At 72.7% G+C, this 17,173-nt stretch carries 19 protein-coding genes; 13 read left to right on the top strand and 6 right to left on the bottom strand.

The genetic code is table 11. The annotated features are described in order from the left end of the window. The first annotated feature begins 37 nt into the window (after positions 1 to 37). The 8 genes from BM093_RS23830 to BM093_RS23795 all read left to right on the top strand — a co-directional run bounded on the left by BM093_RS23830 (position 38) and on the right by BM093_RS23795 (position 7,204). A complete protein-coding gene (locus BM093_RS23830) occupies positions 38 to 1,009 on the top strand; it encodes an ATP-binding cassette domain-containing protein (RefSeq protein ID WP_093349688.1) in 972 nt (323 codons plus the stop codon). Next, positions 1,006 to 1,839 (top strand): ABC transporter permease, encoded by an 834-nt coding sequence (locus BM093_RS23825; RefSeq protein WP_177238662.1) that lies wholly within the window; start codon positions 1,006 to 1,008, stop codon positions 1,837 to 1,839. The genes BM093_RS23830 and BM093_RS23825 overlap by 4 nt, the downstream gene beginning before the upstream one ends. Before the next feature lie 75 nt (positions 1,840 to 1,914). Beyond that, positions 1,915 to 2,790 (top strand): AAA family ATPase, encoded by an 876-nt coding sequence (locus BM093_RS23820; protein ID WP_245773754.1) that lies wholly within the window; start codon positions 1,915 to 1,917, stop codon positions 2,788 to 2,790. A gap of 124 nt (positions 2,791 to 2,914) precedes the next feature. After that, positions 2,915 to 3,811 (top strand): serine protease, encoded by an 897-nt coding sequence (locus tag BM093_RS23815; protein WP_093349678.1) that lies wholly within the window; start codon positions 2,915 to 2,917, stop codon positions 3,809 to 3,811. Positions 3,812 to 3,842: 31 nt separating this feature from the next. After that, positions 3,843 to 5,288 carry a vWA domain-containing protein gene (locus BM093_RS23810; RefSeq protein WP_093349675.1) on the top strand — a complete coding sequence of 482 codons (1,446 nt, stop codon included), beginning with the start codon at positions 3,843 to 3,845 and terminating at the stop codon, positions 5,286 to 5,288. 71 nt (positions 5,289 to 5,359) lie between these two features. Further along, positions 5,360 to 6,052 (top strand): DUF4232 domain-containing protein, encoded by a 693-nt coding sequence (locus tag BM093_RS23805; protein WP_245773753.1) that lies wholly within the window; start codon positions 5,360 to 5,362, stop codon positions 6,050 to 6,052. 119 nt (positions 6,053 to 6,171) lie between these two features. Then, complete coding sequence (locus BM093_RS23800; protein ID WP_093349670.1) at positions 6,172 to 6,540, top strand: SPW repeat domain-containing protein; 369 nt, start codon at positions 6,172 to 6,174, stop codon at positions 6,538 to 6,540. A gap of 76 nt (positions 6,541 to 6,616) precedes the next feature. Then, entirely contained in the window at positions 6,617 to 7,204 is a 588-nt protein-coding gene (locus BM093_RS23795; protein WP_093349929.1) for a TetR/AcrR family transcriptional regulator, read from the top strand. 10 nt (positions 7,205 to 7,214) lie between these two features. Here the strand turns inward: BM093_RS23795 and BM093_RS23790 are convergent, their stop codons facing one another. Next, positions 7,215 to 7,976 (bottom strand): hypothetical protein, encoded by a 762-nt coding sequence (locus BM093_RS23790; protein WP_093349665.1) that lies wholly within the window; start codon positions 7,974 to 7,976, stop codon positions 7,215 to 7,217. 98 nt (positions 7,977 to 8,074) lie between these two features. Between BM093_RS23790 and BM093_RS23785 the strand changes: the two genes are divergently transcribed. Together BM093_RS23785 and nadD are read left to right on the top strand one after the other, a co-directional pair. After that, on the top strand, positions 8,075 to 8,716 hold the full coding sequence (locus tag BM093_RS23785; protein ID WP_093349661.1) for an alpha-ketoglutarate-dependent dioxygenase AlkB: 642 nt from the start codon (positions 8,075 to 8,077) through the stop codon (positions 8,714 to 8,716). 9 nt (positions 8,717 to 8,725) lie between these two features. Then, a complete protein-coding gene (gene nadD / locus BM093_RS23780) occupies positions 8,726 to 9,319 on the top strand; it encodes a nicotinate-nucleotide adenylyltransferase (protein WP_093349658.1) in 594 nt (197 codons plus the stop codon). A 214-nt stretch (positions 9,320 to 9,533) separates the two neighbouring features. On the opposite strand, the gene BM093_RS23775 is transcribed toward nadD, so the two are convergent. From BM093_RS23775 to BM093_RS23760, 4 genes are read right to left on the bottom strand one after another with little or no spacing between them, the layout of a single operon-like run. Next, a complete protein-coding gene (locus tag BM093_RS23775; RefSeq protein WP_093349655.1) occupies positions 9,534 to 10,880 on the bottom strand; it encodes an alkaline phosphatase family protein in 1,347 nt (448 codons plus the stop codon). Continuing rightward, a complete protein-coding gene (locus tag BM093_RS23770) occupies positions 10,877 to 11,413 on the bottom strand; it encodes an adenylyltransferase/cytidyltransferase family protein (RefSeq protein WP_245773752.1) in 537 nt (178 codons plus the stop codon). The genes BM093_RS23775 and BM093_RS23770 overlap by 4 nt, the downstream gene beginning before the upstream one ends. 14 nt (positions 11,414 to 11,427) lie before the next feature. Beyond that, on the bottom strand, positions 11,428 to 12,519 hold the full coding sequence (gene selD / locus BM093_RS23765) for a selenide, water dikinase SelD (protein WP_093349645.1): 1,092 nt from the start codon (positions 12,517 to 12,519) through the stop codon (positions 11,428 to 11,430). Then, positions 12,519 to 13,760: an acyl-CoA dehydrogenase family protein gene (locus tag BM093_RS23760; RefSeq protein WP_093349642.1), complete on the bottom strand. Its 1,242-nt coding sequence runs from the start codon at positions 13,758 to 13,760 to the stop codon at positions 12,519 to 12,521. The genes selD and BM093_RS23760 overlap by 1 nt, the downstream gene beginning before the upstream one ends. A gap of 92 nt (positions 13,761 to 13,852) precedes the next feature. On the opposite strand from BM093_RS23760, the gene BM093_RS23755 reads away from it, so the two are divergent. The 3 genes from BM093_RS23755 (at position 13,853) to BM093_RS23745 (ending at position 16,655) form a co-directional block, all read left to right on the top strand. Next, on the top strand, positions 13,853 to 14,464 hold the full coding sequence (locus BM093_RS23755; protein WP_093349926.1) for a TetR/AcrR family transcriptional regulator: 612 nt from the start codon (positions 13,853 to 13,855) through the stop codon (positions 14,462 to 14,464). A 189-nt stretch (positions 14,465 to 14,653) separates the two neighbouring features. Further along, entirely contained in the window at positions 14,654 to 15,706 is a 1,053-nt protein-coding gene (locus tag BM093_RS23750) for a helix-turn-helix domain-containing protein (protein WP_093349637.1), read from the top strand. Positions 15,707 to 15,755: 49 nt separating this feature from the next. Then, positions 15,756 to 16,655 carry an alpha/beta hydrolase gene (locus BM093_RS23745; protein ID WP_093349633.1) on the top strand — a complete coding sequence of 300 codons (900 nt, stop codon included), beginning with the start codon at positions 15,756 to 15,758 and terminating at the stop codon, positions 16,653 to 16,655. Positions 16,656 to 16,902: 247 nt separating this feature from the next. Here the strand turns inward: BM093_RS23745 and BM093_RS23740 are convergent. Continuing rightward, on the bottom strand, positions 16,903 to 17,173 hold a 271-nt coding region (locus tag BM093_RS23740), incomplete at its 5' end, for a transposase (RefSeq protein WP_177238661.1).

Below are 17,173 nucleotides of genomic sequence, written 5' to 3'. Positions count from 1 at the left end.
ATAAACAGTTTGTGGCATACACAGAAGGAGGGCCGTGATGGACGATCCGGTGGTACGGGCCGAGGGCCTGTACAAGAGCTACGGCGGCACCCGCCGACCCGTGCGGGTGCTGGACGGTGTCGACCTGCGGCTCGGTCACGGGGAGGTGCTGGCGTTGCTCGGGCCGAACGGGGCGGGCAAGACCACCACGGTGCGCGTGCTCAGCACGCTGACCCGGCCGGACGCCGGCACCGCCGTCGTGGCGGGACACGACGTCGTCACCGCGGCCCGGCGGGTCCGCGAGGTCATCGGGCTGACCGGGCAGTACGCCGCGGTCGACGAGAAGCTGACCGGCCGGGAGAACCTGGCGATGATGGCCCGACTGGCGCACCTGCCGCGGCGCGCGGTCCGGGCCCGGGTCGACGAGCTGCTCGAGGCCTTCGACCTCGCCGGTGCCGCCGGACGGCAGCTGCGGACCTACTCGGGCGGGATGCGCCGCCGGCTCGACCTGGCCGCCGGGCTGCTCCGGCACCCGCGGGTGCTGTTCCTCGACGAGCCCACCACGGGCCTGGACCCGCGCAGCCGCCACGGCATGTGGGACGTGATCGGCGGCGTCGTCGCCGACGGCACCAGCCTGCTGCTCACCACCCAGTACCTGGAGGAGGCGGACCGGCTCGCCGACCGCGTCGCCATGATCGACGGCGGCCGGGTGGTCGCCGAGGGCACGCCGGCGCAGCTCAAGCGGGAGGTGGGCGACGCGAGCGTGGAACTGACCTTCGCCGCGGTCGCGGAGGCGACGCGGGTGGCGTCCGCGCTCGGCGTTCCCACCCCCGCCGCGCGGGTGCTGCGGGTGCCCACCGACGCCTCGGTCGGGCACGTGCGGCACGTGCTGGCCGGGGTCGAGGCGGCCGGTGCCGTCCCCGAGCAGTGGCAGCTGCGCGCCCCCAGCCTGGACGACGCGTTCCTGGCGCTGACCGGGCACGCCGCCCGGGGAGCCGACGACCGCGAGCCCGTGGAGGTGGCGGCATGACCACAGCGGTGGATGTGCGGGGGCTGGGGTCCGGGGCGGCGCCGGCCCGGTGGCTGCGGGTCGTGCCGGACACGGTGACCATGGCCGGCCGGGTGCTGCGGCTCGCCCGCCGCGACCCGGACGAGCTGCTCGTCGCGCTCCTGCTCCCGGTGATGATCATGGTGCTGTTCGTCTACGTCTTCGGCGGGGCGATCGAGGTCGGCACGGACTACCTGAGCTACGCCACGCCGGGGGTGATCCTGCTGTGCGCCGGGTACGGGGCGTCGAACACGGCCATCGCGCTGGTCCAGGACGCGTCGACCGGGATCATGGACCGGTTCCGGTCGATGCCGGTCGCGGACGCGACGGTGCTCGCCGGGCACGTGCTGGCGAGCACGGGAAAGAACCTGGTGACGACGACGATCGTGCTGGCGGTGGCGGCGTCGATCGGCTTCCGGTCGGACGCGGGTGCGCTCGCCTGGCTCGGGGCGGTCGGCGTCGTCACCGCCTACATCGTGGCCATCACCTGCGCGGCGACCCTGGTCGGTGTCGTGGCCCGCACGCCCGCCGCGGCCGGGGGACTGGGCTTCGTCATGCTGTTCCTGCCGTACGTCTCCAGCGCGTTCGTCCCGCCGGAGACGATGCCGGCCTGGCTGCGCGGCATCGCCGAGCACCAGCCGGTGACACCGGTGATCGAGACGGTCCGCGGCCTGCTGATCGGGCTCGGCTCGGACGGGGCCCCGGTCGGCGACCTCGGCGCGACGGCCGCCGTCGCGCTCGCCTGGTGCGCGGGCATCGGGGTGGTGTCGCTGACGGCGGCCGCGTGGGTGTTCGCCCGCCGCGGCCGCTGACCCGGCGGTGATCCGGCTCACCCACCGGCCGGGTGGGGCGGCGTCGGGCGGTGCCCGCAGGGCAGGATGACCGCCGTGAGCACAGCCCACCAGCCCGCGTTCGGCTCCGTCGCCGATGTCGTCGAGCGGCTCGGCGCGGCCGGGTACCTGGCCTCCACGGCCGTCGCGACCACCGTGTTTCTCGCCGACCGGCTCGGCAAGCCGCTGCTCGTGGAGGGGCCGGCCGGCGTCGGCAAGACCGAGCTGGCCAAGGCGGTCGCAGCGGCCACGGACTCCGGGCTGGTGCGGCTGCAGTGCTACGAGGGCATCGACGAGGCCCGCGCGCTCTACGAGTGGAACCACGCCAAGCAGCTGCTGCGGATCACCGCAGGGCAGGGCGCGGAGGAATGGGACGCGACCCGCGACGACGTCTTCTCCGAGGAGTTCCTGCTCCCGCGCCCACTGCTGACCGCGATCCGGCGGACCGACCCGACCGTGCTGCTGATCGACGAGATCGACAAGGCCGACGTCGAGGTGGAGGGGCTCCTGCTGGAGGTCCTCTCGGACTACCAGGTCTCCATCCCCGAGCTCGGCACGGTCACCGCGGCCCGGCGCCCGTTCGTGCTGCTCACCTCGAACTCCACCCGCGAGCTCTCCGAGGCGCTCAAGCGGCGCTGCCTGTTCCTGCACCTCGACTTCCCCGACGCCGACCTGGAGCGCCGCATCGTCCTCACCCGGGTGCCGGAGCTGACCGAGCAGCTCACCGACGCCCTGGTCCGCACGGTGCGGGTGCTGCGCGCGATGGAGCTGCGCAAGGTCCCCAGCGTCGCCGAGACGATCGACTGGGGGCGCACCCTGCTGGCACTGGGCCTGGACACCCTCGACGACGAGGCCGTCCGGTCCACGCTCGGCGTCGTCCTCAAACACCGGTCGGACGCGGACAAGGCCGCGGCGGAGCTGCGGTTGAATTGAGCTCGTGAGTGGTTTTCGCGGTCAGGACCGCGAAAACCACTCACGGGGTCGGCGTAACCGGACGGCGGTGTTCCGAGTTGTGCCGTATGAACGCTCCCCGCGCGACCCCCGGAGGCCGACGCCGATGACCGCCGTCCCGGACCACCCGCCCGCACCGAGCTCCGCCCGGCGACGGACCCTGCGCGCCGTCGTCGCGACGGCCGCCGCACTGGTCCTCGCGGCCGCGGCCACCGGAACCGTCTCCGCCCAGGAGGAGCCGGGTCCTGCCGCACCCGGTGAGGCCACCATCACCCCCGGGGTGACGACCCGGACCGACGGGGACGCCCAGTGCACCGCGAACTTCGTGTTCACCGACGGTGCGGAGGTGTTCCTCGGGCAGGCCGCGCACTGCGCGGGCACCGGCGGGTCCACCGAGGTGGACGGCTGCCGGGCCGGGTCGCTGCCGCTGGGCACCCCGGTCGAGGTCGAGGGTGCCGACCGGCCGGGCACGCTCGCGTACTCGTCGTGGCTGACCATGCAGGACCACGGCGAGACCGACCCGGACGCCTGCCGGTACAACGACTTCGCGCTGGTGGCGCTGCACCCCGACGACGTCGCCAAGACCGACCCGACCATGCCGTTCTACGGCGGCCCGACCGGCGTCGACCCGGACGGCACGGCCACCGGGGAGATCGTGTTCGGCTACGGCGACTCGGCGCTGCGGCACGGGATCGCCGCCCTGCAGCCGAAGACCGGCACCTCGGCCGGCACCTCGGGCGGCGGCTGGACCCACACCGTCACGACGGTGCTGCCGGGCGTGCCGGGTGATTCCGGCTCGGGCTACCTGTCCGGCGACGGTTCGGCGCTGGGCCTGCTGTCCACCCTCAACGTGGCGCCCGCGCCCGGCACGAACGGCCTCACCGACCTGCGCACGGCGCTGGAGTACGCCAACGGGCCGGGCGGGTTCGACGGCGCGCTGCGGCTGGTGCCCGGTGAGCGCCCGTTCGAGCCGAAGCTCGTGCCCCTCGACCCGGCGGGATGAGAATGTCGGTGCGGTCGCGCATGATGGAGCCGTGACCGCCCCGTCCGAGGTTCCCGGCACCGCCGAGCACGGCCTGCCCGGCCATCTGGTCGACTTCGTCTCCGCGCTGCGCCGCCACCACGTGGCCGTCGGCCCGGGGGAGACGGTGGACGCGGCCCAGGTGCTCGGGGCGCTGGACCTGCTGGAACGTGAGCACCTGCGGGAGGGGCTGGCGGCGGCGCTGCTGCGCCGGTCCGGCCAGCGGGACACCTTCGACGCCCTGTTCGACCTCTGGTTCCCGCCCGCGCTCGGCGCCGGGGCGTCCGAGGTGGACGTCCCGCGGGTCGACGACGGGGAGGGCGGCCCCGGCGAGGGCCCGGTCGACGTCGACGCGCTCCGCGAGATCCTCGCCGAGCTGCTGCGCGACGGCGACGAGGAGACCCTGCGCGAGCTGTCCCGGGCCGCCGTGGACGCGATCGGCAACTCCGGCGCCGCGGGGCAGGGTGTCCGCGGGCAGATGGCGAAGCCCAACTGGTCGGCCTACCAGGCGCTCAACGCGCTGTCGCCGGACACGTTGCTGGCCCAGATCCTCGACGGGCTGCGGCAGCAGGGCGACAGCGACTTCGTCTCCGAGGTCCGCCGCCGCGAGATCCGGGACCGGATCGCCCGGTTCCGCGACATGATCCGCGACGAGGTTCGCCGTCGCACCGCCGAGCAGCGGGGCCGGGAGCAGGTCGCGCGCTCGACCACACCGAAGCAGCCGGACCGGGTCGACTTCCTCAGCGCCAACGCCGTGCAGCTCGCCGAGCTGCGCCGCACCGTGCACCCGCTGGCCCGTCGGCTGGCCTCCCGGCTGTCGGTGCGCCGCAAGCGGGCCAACCGCGGGCAGCTGGACCTTCGGCGCACGCTGCGCCGATCGATGTCCACCGGCGGGGTGCCGATGGACCCGGCGTACCGCACCCGGCGACCCGGCCGTCCGGAGCTGGTGGTCCTCTGCGATGTCTCCGGTTCGGTCGCGGGCTTCAGCCACTTCACGTTGCTGCTGGTCCAGGCGTTGCGCGAGCAGTTCTCCAAGGTGCGGGTGTTCGCCTTCGTGGAGCGCACCGACGAGGTCACTCATCTGTTCGAGCCGGGCGCGGAGCTGTCCGGCGTGATGCAGCGGGTCCTGCGGGAGGCGCGGCTGACCGCGTTCGACGGGCACTCCGACTACGGCGGCGCGTTCGGGGACTTCCTCGAGCACTACAGCGAGGCACTCACCCCGAAGACGTCGCTGCTGATGCTCGGCGACGGCCGCACCAACTACCGCGACCCCAACCTGGGCGCCCTGCAACGCATGCGCGACCGGGCCCGGCACGCGCACTGGCTGAACCCGGAGCCCGAGCGGATGTGGGGCAGCGGGGACTCGGCGGCGCGCAGGTACGGGGAGGTGCTGCCGATGCACGAGTGCCGCACGGCGGCGCAGCTGGCCGACGTCGTCGAGGCGCTCCTGCCGGTCTGACCGCCACCCGGCCGGGTGGACGGGCCTACCCGCGCCACCGCGGGTCGTTGCGACCTGTAAGGGTGTCGATCATGACGACCCTGCGCGCACCCCTGGTGACCGGCCTGCTCGCGACCGTCCTACTGCTCTCCGCCTGCGGTGGCGAGGACCCGTGGCCGTCGGCCGCCGGCCCGGTCCCGGCCGAGCCCACGTCCGGCGAGAGCTCACCGGGCTCCGACCCCACCGGTTCCGCATCCTCGACACCGGACACCGATGACGCCGCCGACCCTGATGGCTCCGATGGCTCCGATGGCTCCGGTGGCGGGGGCAGCCCGGCTCCCGACGACGGCGCAGACGGCTCCGACCCGGCCGTACAGCGCTGCGCCGACGGCGACCTCGAGGCCGCGCCCGGCACGACGACCGGGGAGGCCGGGCAGCGGCACACCACCGTCGTCTGGACCAACACCGCGGACCGGCCGTGCACGATGAGTGGCTTCGGCGGGGTGGACCTGCGCGGGCCGGACGACCCGACGCACGGCCCGTCGTACTCGTTGCCGCGGTCGTCGGAAGCGGCCTCGCCGGTGCACCTGGAGCCGGGCGGAACCGCCCACACCGTCATCACCTGGCTGCCCGGCGGCGACTGGACGCCGACCGGGATCGCGATCACCCCGCCGGACGAGACGCGGTCGAAGACGCTGCCGTGGCCCGGCGCCGCGGTACAGCGCCAGGACGGCGCCACCCGCCCCGGCACCTACATCGGCCCGGTGACCGCCGGGACCGGCTGACCGCCCGACCTGCGACGACGCCCCTGCCAGGGGCGTGCAGAGGACTCTTGACCGGCCGGCCGATCAGGCGTAGACCGGGAAGTACCCCACAGGGTCTTCACAGGAGAAGGTGAATCGCGATGGCAGAGACCACTCAGCGGTCGTGGCAGCGGTGGCAGGACTGGGCCGCCCTGGTGATCGGTGTGCTCACGGCTCTCTCGCCCCTCGTGACGACGACGAACGCCGCCGCCGCGTGGACGATGGTCGTGCTCGGCGTGGTGCTGGCCGCCACCTCGCTCTGGTCGCTCGCGGCCCCCGGTTCGGTGGCCAGCGAATGGGTGCACGGGATCCTCGGCGTCCTGCTGTTCCTGGCGCCGTGGGTGATGGGCTACACCGCCATGACCGGGGCGTCGTGGACGTCCTGGGTGGCGGGAGTGCTGACGGTGGCGGTGGCCGCGTCGGCGCTGCCCGCGGCGACCGCGGTGCACCGCGGCGCGGTCGCGCACTGACGACCGCCCGGGTGCTGCAGGCGGGGCCGTGACCGGACCGGTCGCGGCCCCGTCGTGTGCGGGGGAGGATCTCCCCGTGTCCTCCACCGCGCCGCCGTCCGCCACCCCGCCGTCCACCACGGCGCCGCAGGACGTCCCGACCCGGGAACGGATCCTCGACGCGGCCGAGGGCCTGTTCGCCGAGCACGGCTTCGACGCGACGCCGACCTCCCGGGTCGCCGAGCGCGCCGGTGTGCCCAAGGGGCTGGTGCACTACTACTTCCGCCGTAAACCGGACCTGCTCGAGGCGCTGGTCGACCGGTTGCCGCATCCGGTCCGCGGGGCCGACGTCGCCGTCCCCGGTGATCTCCACGCGGGGCTGTGCGCCCTCGTGCGCGAGCTGGACCGGGCGCTGGACTCGTCGGCGGTGCTGTCGCACCTGCTCTGGCGCGAGGCCGACACCCATCCGGCGGTGCGGGACGCCCTGCAGCGCCGCTCGGGTGAGCTGGAGGAGGCCGTGTCGGAGGTCCTCGCGGTCGCCGGCGCCGACCCGGGACGAACCCGCGGCGCCGCCCGGCTGCTCGCCGCGGCGATCGGGCACCGGCACGCGGTCGCCCGGCACGGCGACGAGGAACGCGACGGCATGGAGGACGAACTCGCGTTCGTCGCCGCCGCGCTCGCCTGAGCCGGCCGGATCAGGGCCAGGGGCGCCAGGGCGCGCCGGACCCGGCGTAACGGGGGACGGTGTGCTTGCGGTCGGCGGCGCGGTGCAGCGACCAGGCCGACCAGGTCCGCCAGCCCAGACCGGCGAGCAGGAGCAGGATCAGTCCGGACGTGACGGGGCCGAGCGGTCCGAACGTGCCGCTGTAGTGGTTCACGGCGACGACCAGCGGGCCGAGCAGCGCGAACGTGGCCCCGGTGACCAGCGGCAGCTTCGCATCGGCCTGGACCTCGATCGCGACGAGCCGGCGCTGCTCCCCGTCCGGCGTCCCGCCGGAACGCAGCACCTTGCGCGCCGCGGCCCGGTCGCGGGGCAGCCCCATGTCCGGTCCGCGTTCCGGTGCCACCCGCGACGGCGAGCGCGAGGCGAACAGCCACAGCAGCAGCACGCCCACCAGGCTCAGGATCCCGCCGACGACGACCCCGGCCAGCAGGTAGTCCGACCGGGACAGGACGTCGGTGGAGACCGAGAAGACCGCGCCGTACCAGACGACGGCGACGACGGCGGCCGCCCGGCCGACGATCGTCGCGCGGGTGGACGGCGGTCGCACGGTCGGCCACGGTCCGGCCGGGGTCACGTGGGTGACGCCCGGAGCGTCGGCCGCCGTGCCCGCGCCGTCGCCACCGGTCCCGGCCGGGCCGCCGCCGGCCGAGAACGCCGGGAGGTCCGGATGGTCGGCGGGGGAGCGAGGACCGGAGGGATGGGGAGCCCGGTCACCGGTGTCCGGAGCACGCATGGCGTCGACGTTACCCGCGGGTCGTGTCGGGCCCAGGACGGGCTGGACCCGCACTCCTCGACTCGAACTTTCGTTCGATCTCGGGTACGCTCCGCTGCGTGGACGCCTGCTGGCAGGGATCGCTGTTCGCCGCCGTGGAGGGCGGCGGTCGTGAGCTCACCTCGGCGTTCCGGCACGAGCTGGCACGCGGTGCCTGGGTCGACGTCGTGCCCGGGTGGGTCCCGGACCCGGACGCGTTGTTCGATCTCCTGGTGGCCACGGTCCCGTTCCGCGGCCACCGCCGGCGGATGTACGACCGGATCGTCGACGAGCCGCGACTGACCCACCGCTGGCAGCTCGCCGAGGGGGACGCGCCACCACAGCGCCTGGCGGGCATGGCGGCCGAGCTGGGCCGGCGCTATGACGTCGGCTTCAGCCAGATCGGCGCGAACCTCTACCGCGACGGCGCGGACGGGGTCGCCTGGCACGGCGACCGAGTCGCACGGGAGCGGCCCGAGGCCGTCGTCGCGCTGGTCGCGCTGGGGGCGACCCGGCCGCTGCGGCTGCGTCCCACTGGTGGCGGGGCGTCGGTGTCGTTCCCGCTGGCGTCGGGGGACCTGCTCGTGATGGGCGGGACGTGTCAGCGGACGTGGCAGCACAGCGTCCCGAAGGTCACCGCGGCCGGGCCACGGATCAGTGTGCAGTTCCGCCACCTCTACCCCGGCGCACCGGGGGTGCCCCCGGACGGACGATCCGCATAGTCTGCGGCGATGCACCGCAAGATCGGCGTGATGGGCGGGACGTTCGACCCCATCCACCACGGTCACCTCGTCGCCGCCAGCGAGGTGGCGGACCGCTTCAGCCTGGACGAAGTGATCTTCGTGCCGACCGGGCAGCCGTGGCAGAAGTCCGAGCGCGAGGTCTCCCCGGCCGAGGACCGCTACCTGATGACGGTCGTCGCCACCGCCTCGAACCCCCGCTTCTCGGTGAGCCGGGTCGACATCGACCGCGGCGGACTCACCTACACCGCCGACACCCTCGCCGACCTGCACGCGTCGATCCCCGACGCCGAGCTCTTCTTCATCACCGGCGCCGACGCCCTCCAGCAGATCCTGTCCTGGCGCAAGATCGACGAGCTGTTCCGCTACGCGCACTTCGTCGGCGTGACCCGGCCCGGCTACGAGCTGGCCGACGGGCACCTACCCGAGGGGTCCACCTCGACCGTCGAGGTGCCGGCGATGGCGATCTCGTCGAGCGACTGCCGCGCGCGCGTCGCCGCGGGTCGCCCGGTCTGGTACCTCGTGCCCGACGGGGTGGTCCAGTACATCTCCAAACGCAGTCTCTACATGGATCCGGGTCGCTGACCTGCGGTTTCTCCGGCGAGGACACTCATGGGTGCACATCCGGTGCAAGGTCACCCGACTCGGATGGTCGGCGCGCGGAGATGGGGCGCTCGTAGGCTCACGCTCACAACGACGCCGGCCGGCGTGGGGCGCGGCGCTGATCGTCAGCCGTCGGTTCGTCGGGTTGCGACGCCGTCGGGCCTCGCTGAGCGGCGTCGCATCTTCTCGCGCGGGATCATGGCGGGTCGTGGATCGGCATCGCCTCGGGCGAGTCGGCCAGCGCCGGGACCGGTCCGGCCGTGATGCGGTGGCCCATGAAGACCGGGCGGTTGGCCTGTCCGAACAGCAGCGGGAGGAGTTCGGCGGCGTGCACACGGCCCCACCATCCCGATCTGGCCGGTAGCTCGCCCCATTCCGTCACGTCGTCGGGCCGGACGGTGGGTCCGGCCACCAGCAGGGGGGTCGGTTCTCCGGCGTGCATGACGCCGTGGGTGGAGGGGGTCGCGTGGTCACCGGTCACCGCGACCACGGCGCGCTCGGCGATCTCGCCGAGTCCGGCCAGGCCGCGGTCGATGGCGTGCAGGACGTCGCGTTTGGCGAAGGGCTGTTTGGTGTGGCCGGCGTCGTCGGTGGCCTTCGTGTGGACGTGCACGAACCGGGCCCCGTCGTCGATGAGTCGCTCGGCAGCGTCGAGCCGGGCAGCCATGTCGGTCTCGAGGTCGTCGACCGGGGCGAGGTGGATCGAGGTCATGTCCAGTGCGGTGGCGATGCCCTGGTAGAGGCGGGTGCTGGTGACCGCGGCTCCGGTGACGCCGACCTGGTCGAGGAAGGACGGGATGGTTCCGCGCCGGCCGGACCACTTGGTGGTGAGGACGTCGAGCGCGGGCAGACCGCGGGCGACACGGCGTGTGTTGATGTCGCTGGTGCGCAGCCAAGTGCGAGCCGCGAGCAGCGCGGCGGTCAGGGCATCGGCGAACGCCGCCGCTTCCGGCGCGGTCGGGACCGGGCGCATCCAGGGATGGAAGGTCTCGAACAGCGGGTCGGAGTCGGTGACGGCGCCGCTGTGGTGGGCCGGGGAGCACAGGAGGGCCTCCCCTCGGCCTCCGAGCTGGTGCAGGATCATGCCGTGCTCACGGAGGACCGGGGCGAGCCCGGTGAGCAGGTCGGTGACGTCGTCGAGGTCGTCCGGTCGGGCCCTGCCGGTGAGGGTGAGCGTGTTCCCGTCGACGCGCGAGGTGCGCAGGCTGGCGTGGGTGACGGCGCTGTCGGGGTCGACGTCGAGGCCACCGCCGAGGGCTTCGAGGACGGCGCGGCCGGGGAAGGGCACGTCGGCGTAGCCGAACATGGCCCAGTGGGCGAGCTCGGAGGCCGGCGCCCGGCCCCAGCCGAACGGCAGGTGCCAGCCGCTCGCGCCGCGACGGACCAGGGCGTCGAGGTGCGGGGTGTGGGCGGCTTCGGCCGGGGTGCGGCCGCCGAGCTGGGGGATCGGGCGGTCGCCCAGTCCGTCGAGAATGACCAGCACGACCGGTTGCCGGTCGTCGTCGAGTCGGGGTTGGGTCTCGCCGTAGCCCGCGGGCTTCATGGCGCCTCCTCGGCGTCGGTCCGGTTCCGGTCGGCGAGCAGCTCGGACAGCACCGGCGCGACGGCGGGTGGGACCAGGCGTGCCCATACCGCACGGTCGGCGTCGAGATGTGCGCGGATGTCGGAAGCCGACAGCCGGGTCGCCGGGTCGCCGTCGAGGACCGTGACCTCGTATCCGGCGTCGGCGAGCCGGCCGGCCTTCTGCCGTTCCCACGCGCTGTAGGCACGCACCCACTGCAGTGCGTGGCCCGGGACGTACTCGTGCCAAGTCTCGGGTCGGGTCAGGTCGAAGGGCACGATCGCGGTGCGGTTCGACAGGCCGCGTTCCGCCAGCGCGGCCTCCAGCAGTCGCAGGCGCTCGTAGTAGGTGAACGGATTGGCCTCGGCGAGGTGGCGGTGCTCGGAGGTCGTCTCCTCGTGCCGGGCCCGGGTGTCGGGGTTGGTGACCGCGACCACGAGGTGCTCGGCCTCGCGCAGGGCCAGTTCGAACAGTTCCAGGTGCTGTTCGTGCACCGGTTGGAAGCGGCCGGTCACGCATGCCAGGTGCCTCATCCGCGCCCCCGCCCGTCCTGGCTCGCCGCGACGCGGACACGCCCGGGGATGCCCTCGACCAGCTCGCCCACGACCGTCGCCGCAGTGTCGCCGCCGCGGTGCAGCGTCGCCAGCAGCTCGTCCACCCCGGTCGGAGGGGCGGCGAGCAACAGACCACCGGAGGTTTGTGCGTCGGCGAGCAGCAGCCGGCAGACCGGGTCCGCGTTGCCCGGCACGAACCAGCCCGCGTCCAGGGCACCCTGCAGGGTCCGTCGGCTGCCGTCGGGTGCGCACCCGTTCGCGACGAGCCGGGCGACCCCGGGCAGTAGCGGCACCTCGCCCGCCCAGATCCTGGCCTCGAGGCCGCCGGCCAGTGCCATCTCGTGCAGGTGCCCGATCAGGCCGTATCCGGTGATGTCGGTGCCGCCGACCAGTCCGCAGGCCACCGCCGCACGCGCGGCGGCGGCGTTGAGCCGGGTCATCGACCCGACGGCGCCTGTCGCCTCGGAATCAGCGGCGCGTCCCCGCTTGACCGCGGTGGCGATCACGCCGACGCCGAGGGGCTTGGTCAGCACCAGGCGGTCACCCGGCCGGCCGCCGCCCTTACGCAGGATCGCCTCGTGGGCGACCTCGCCGACGACGGCGAGCCCGTACTTCGGTGCGGGGTCGACGATGCTGTGCCCGCCCGCGAGCAGCGCACCCGCCCTGGTGACCGCTTCCGCCCCGCCGCGCAGAACCTCGGCGACCAGCTCGGTGTCGAGGTCCGATGGCCAGCCGAGCAGGTTCAGCGCCAGCAGCGGACGCCCACCCATGGCGTAGACGTCGGACAGGGCGTTGGTCGCCGCGATCCGGCCCCATTCATAGGGGTCGTCCACGACCGGGGTCAGGAAGTCGCACGTCATGACCAGCGATCGGCCGTGCCACCCGGGCAGGTCGTAGACCGCGGCGTCGTCGGCGGGGTCGAGCCCGACCCGGAGGCGAGCGTCGGTCCCGCCGGGCGCTGCGCTGGTACGCAGCGGCCCCAGTACCTCGTCGAGCAGCTGCTGGGGCAGCTTGCACGCGCAACCTCCGCCCGGCGAGAACTGTGTGAGCGAAACCGGTGCGGTCATCACGCCGCCGTGGCCTTGAGCAGACCGCGGGCGATGGCGTTGCGCTGGATCTCCGAGGTCCCGGCCGGGATCCGCAGGTTGCGCGCCACCCGGAACAGCTTCTCCTCGGGCGAGTCCTGCACCAGACCCACCGCCCCTCGGACCTGGATGGCGGTGTCGGCGACCCGGAAGAACGCCTCGTCGTTGATGACCTTCACCAGGCTGATCAGCCGGGGCGCATCACGGTGCAGCGGTGTGCCGTAGGGGCCGAGGACGTCGAGCTCGGCCTGGGCGACCAGTGAGGTCGAACGGGCCTGGTAGATGTCGGCGTCCATGTCGGCGAGCATGTGCTGCACGGCCTGTTGAGCGGCGATCGGCTTGCCGCCGACCTCACGCTGCCGGGCGTAGTCGACGGCACGCTCGAGCAGCCACGCCCCCCAGCCGGCGCACATGCCACCGCGGCACAGCCGGCGCCAGTTGATCCACGACATGGCCAGACCGAAACCGTCACCGACCTCGCCGACGACGTTCTCGGCCGGCACCCGCACATCGCGGAACTCCAGCGTGCCGGTCAGCCCGTCGGCCATCGTGGTGGGCAGATCGGCCCCCCGGCTCACCCCGGGTGCGTCGGCGTCGATCAGGAACATCGACAGCGACCGCGTGCCGGCGCCCGGGTCGGTGACCGCCACGACCTGCAGGACATCGGCGAAATGCGAGTTGGTGATCCAGCCCTTCGAGCCGTTGATGACCCAGTCGTCACCGTCGCGGGTCGCGTGGGTGGCCATCCGCAGCACGTCCGAGCCGGCTCCGATCTCGGTGTTGCAGAACGCCGCGGTGATCTTCCCGGCCATCAGCGGCGCCAGGTACTGCTCACGCATGGCCGGCGAGCAGTGTTCGATCGCCGGGTTCGGGCCCTCCGTCCAGGCCAACGCCGCCAGGCCCAGTCCCAGGCCGGAGTGCCGGTAGACGAACTCCTCGACGTGGTGCATCTCGACCCGGTCGAACCCGCCACCCCCGGCCGCGGTGCCGGAGTGCGGAGCGTAGAGCCCCAGAGCGGCCGAGCGCCGCTGGACCTCACGACGTGCCTGCCACACCGCGGGATGCATGCGGCCCTGCTCGTCGAACTTCGGGCCACTCGCCGTGCCGGCGCTCTGCCGGGCCAGTTCCGTCTCCAGCTCGGCGACCTCGGTGTCGAGGAACGTGCGGAAGCGCTCGGTATAGGCGCGGACCCGCTCGCTCGGAGCGATGTCGGCGACGGCCATGGTGGATCCCTCCCGGATACGAACGCCGTTCGTTTGGATGAACGCTGTTCGGACTGTAGCGTCGTCGCCATCGGCAGGAAAGGGTGGAACTGATGCCGGGAGGCGCACGCGCTGCACGCGCCGAGGCTGTGGCCGAGACCAAGCGGGCACTGATCCTCGAGGCGGCACTCCGCGTGTTCGCCCGTGACGGGCTGCGCGACGCGAGCATCCGGGCGATCGCCAAGGAGGCCGGCTACGCCACCGGGGCGATCTACGGCTACTTCCCGAGCAAGGAACACCTCTACGCCGCAGCCCTGCGTGAGTCCCTGCAACGGTTGCGCATCGACACCGAGACCGCGGTGGCCGGCATCGACGGAGCGGCTCAGCGCTATATCGCCGCGGGCCTGGCGTTCTTCGACTTCTACGACGCCAACCCCCGCGACCTCGACATGGGGTTCTACCTGTTCGCCGGGGGGATGGCCCCTCGCGGACTGGGCGACGACGAAGCCGACCAGGAACTCAACACCGCGTTGCTGGCCACCCTGGAGCCGAGCCGCAGCGCTGCCGAGGAACTCGCCGGTACCGAGGAGGCGAATCGGCTCACCGCGGAAGCGTTCGCCCACGCCTCCGGTCTGCTCCTGCTGCGTCACACCCGCCGGCTGAATCTTTTCGGCCTCGACGCGCGGCAGCTGATGGAACGCTTTCTCTGCGGGCAGGTCAGCTGACCGGCGGCCTCGTCCGGGAGTGGTACGCCGGGGCGGCGACGAGCCAGGACGCGCGGGCGTTCCGTTCGTGCGTCGTTCGTCTACATGGCGGCGTCAGCTCGGTAGGCCCTGGTGGGGAGCGCTTCGTGCTCTCTACCGTGGGCCGCTTGACGTGGTCGGACAGGCGCTGTCGGACGAGGGGACCAGGGCGTGGCGCGAGACGGGGAGTTCTGGCGAACGGACGACGAGCAGGACGGTGTGGCGGAGCAGTGGCAGGACATGCTCTCGACGACTCATCTGCCCTGGTCGATTGCGATGCCGCGGCACGAGCGCAGCTCCGTGACGTTCGAGGCGGCCGTCCGGCGGTGGTGGATCGACGACCTGGCCCTGGTCGACTGTACGTGCGGCCCGTGCTCGGGGACGCGAACACGTCGGGAGCTCGCCGGGACCGATGGCGAGTTCGTGATCGTGCTGATCACCCTGGCCGGGCGGGAGGCCGTCGCGCAAGGCGACGCCGAGGCCGCGCTCGAGCCTGGTGACGCCGTGGTCTGGGACAGCACCAAGCCTGCCCGCTTCGCGGTAGCGGAGCCCTTGTCCAAGCGGAGTCTGCTGATCCCCCGGGCTGCGCTCGACGAGGTCGGTGGGCGGGCGTGGGTCGCCGGCGGGGCCATGCTCGACGGGACGAAGCCGGCCACCCGCCTGCTGACGTCCTACCTCGACACCCTCAGCGTCGCCCTTCCGGATCTGGGCTCGCAGTCGGTGAGTGCGGCCCGCAACGCGACCCTGGAGCTGTTCATCGGGGCGCTGCGGTCGGGGAGCGACATGCCGACGACGAGCATGGCCCAGCCGGCCCTACGAGACGCGATGGACCGCTACATCGAGCGCCACCTGCTCGACGCCACCGTCACCCCTGCGGCCGTCGCCAGCGCGCACGGCGTCTCGGTCCGGACCGTGAACCGGATCTTCAACGCCACCGGCCAGACCGCCGGCGAGGTGATCCGGGTCCGACGCCTGGCCCGGGCCCGCGAGGAACTCACCGAGGCCGACCTGCCCCTGTCCTCCATCGCTCACCGGTGGGGATTCTCCGATGCCAGCCACTTCAGCCGGGCGTTCAAGGCCCACTACGGCTCCTCCCCGAGCGAGTACCGACTCGTGGCACGGGCCGGGAACCAGGATGGCGCGTCCGTGCAAGGGCCTGGCGCTGGAGTTCATGAGACTCCGTCCCGGAGTCGGGAGACTGGGGTCACAGCGGCCCGGAGCTGAGTCGAGACTCCCTCCGGGGCGACCGTGACGACCCGACGGAGGGTTCAGGATGGCTCGACGCGATATCGAGTTCGACGCCGAAGGCACCACGCTGCGGGGCTGGTTCTACCCGGCCGAGGGCGCGAGCAGTACCGCTCCGGTGATCGTCATGGCGCACGGTCTCTCCGCGGTCAAGGAGATGTTCCTCGACAAGTACGCCGCCGCGTTTTCCGAAGCCGGCCTCAACGCCCTGGTGTTCGACAACCGCAATTTCGGAGCCAGCGACGGCGAGCCCCGCCAGGAGATCGACCCCGTTGCCCAGGTCCGCGACTACCGCCACGCGATCACCTACGCGCTCACCCTTCCCGAGGTCGACCGGAACCAGGTCGGCGTGTGGGGCAGCAGCTACTCCGGCGGCCACGTGCTCACGCTCGGCGCGTTCGACAGCCGCGTGAAGGCCGTCGTGTCGCAGGTCCCGCTGGTGAACGGTTACGAGAACATCCGCTCGCTGGTCCGCTCGGACTTCATCGGTGGCTTCCGCGACATGTTCGACGCCGACCGTGAGGCCCGCTTCCGCGGCGAGGCGCCGGGCATGGTTCCCGCTGTATCCGAGGATCCCCTCGGACCGGCCGCGATGCCGACCCCGGACTCCTACACGTGGTTCACCGAGACCCACGAGGAGCGGGCTCCGGCCTGGCGCAACGAGATCACCCTGCGCTCGGTCGAGATGTTGTCGGAGTACAGCCCGGACAGTGTCGTCGAGCGGATCAGTCCGAAGCCGCTGCTGATGCTCGTCGCCGCGAATGACGTCCTGACGCCGACCGAGTTGGCCCTGGCGACCTATGAGAAGGCCCGCGAGCCCAAGAAGCTCGTGATGCTGCCCGGCGGGCACTTCGACGCCTATGTCAAGGGCTTCGACGCCTCCATGATCCCTGCACGGGACTGGTTCCTGGAGCACCTCACGTCCTGAGTTGGCCCGCCCCCGACCCGGCCCGGTGCCCCGGGCGCCCCACCAGCCGGCCGGAACGCCCATCGCTGATCAACGGAAGATGCCGACGAAGGACCGCTGCATGCGGAGGGGCGAGCACGAATCCGTCCAGCGGACAAGGAGCAACTGCGAACGTCGGATACCGCCCGTTGTAGTGGATCTTGTCTCCGCGGGGTCTGTGAGCTCTAGCGGGACTGTCAACTTTCCGGTGTAACTGAAGCTGGTTGAGCTAACGGCGACCGGCGGACAGGCGCCCGTCGAAGGCCATGTCGAAGGCGTTCAGAGCTGGCTTCCAGCGGATCGACCACCGCCGTTGCCCGGCTCCGGTGGGGTCGAGGCTCATGATCGCCATGTAGACGCATTTGAGCGCGGCGGCCTCGTTGGGGAAGTGCCCGCGGGCCTTGACCGCGCGTCGGATCCGGGCGTTCACGCTCTCGATCGCGTTGGTGGTGCAGATGATCTTGCGGATCTCGACGTCGAAGGCCAGGAAGGGCACGAAC

The sequence above is a fragment of the Pseudonocardia ammonioxydans genome (assembly GCF_900115005.1).
GTDB lineage: Bacteria > Actinomycetota > Actinomycetes > Mycobacteriales > Pseudonocardiaceae > Pseudonocardia > Pseudonocardia ammonioxydans.
This window is presented reverse-complemented; position numbering and strand designations above follow the sequence as displayed.

Bases quoted from the DNA above. Each gene is read 5' to 3' on its own strand.
- BM093_RS23830 (WP_093349688.1), top strand. From the start codon at position 38: ATGGACGATCCGGTGGTACGGGCCGAGGGCCTGTACAAGAGCTACGGC.
- BM093_RS23825 (WP_177238662.1), top strand. From the start codon at position 1,006: ATGACCACAGCGGTGGATGTGCGGGGGCTGGGGTCCGGGGCGGCGCCG.
- BM093_RS23815 (WP_093349678.1), top strand. From the start codon at position 2,915: ATGACCGCCGTCCCGGACCACCCGCCCGCACCGAGCTCCGCCCGGCGA.
- BM093_RS23805 (WP_245773753.1), top strand. From the start codon at position 5,360: ATGACGACCCTGCGCGCACCCCTGGTGACCGGCCTGCTCGCGACCGTC.
- BM093_RS23800 (WP_093349670.1), top strand. From the start codon at position 6,172: ATGGCAGAGACCACTCAGCGGTCGTGGCAGCGGTGGCAGGACTGGGCC.
- BM093_RS23790 (WP_093349665.1), bottom strand. From the start codon at position 7,976: ATGCGTGCTCCGGACACCGGTGACCGGGCTCCCCATCCCTCCGGTCCT.
- nadD (WP_093349658.1), top strand. From the start codon at position 8,726: ATGCACCGCAAGATCGGCGTGATGGGCGGGACGTTCGACCCCATCCAC.
- BM093_RS23775 (WP_093349655.1), bottom strand. From the start codon at position 10,880: ATGAAGCCCGCGGGCTACGGCGAGACCCAACCCCGACTCGACGACGAC.
- selD (WP_093349645.1), bottom strand. From the start codon at position 12,519: ATGACCGCACCGGTTTCGCTCACACAGTTCTCGCCGGGCGGAGGTTGC.
- BM093_RS23760 (WP_093349642.1), bottom strand. From the start codon at position 13,760: ATGGCCGTCGCCGACATCGCTCCGAGCGAGCGGGTCCGCGCCTATACC.
- BM093_RS23755 (WP_093349926.1), top strand. From the start codon at position 13,853: ATGCCGGGAGGCGCACGCGCTGCACGCGCCGAGGCTGTGGCCGAGACC.
- BM093_RS23745 (WP_093349633.1), top strand. From the start codon at position 15,756: ATGGCTCGACGCGATATCGAGTTCGACGCCGAAGGCACCACGCTGCGG.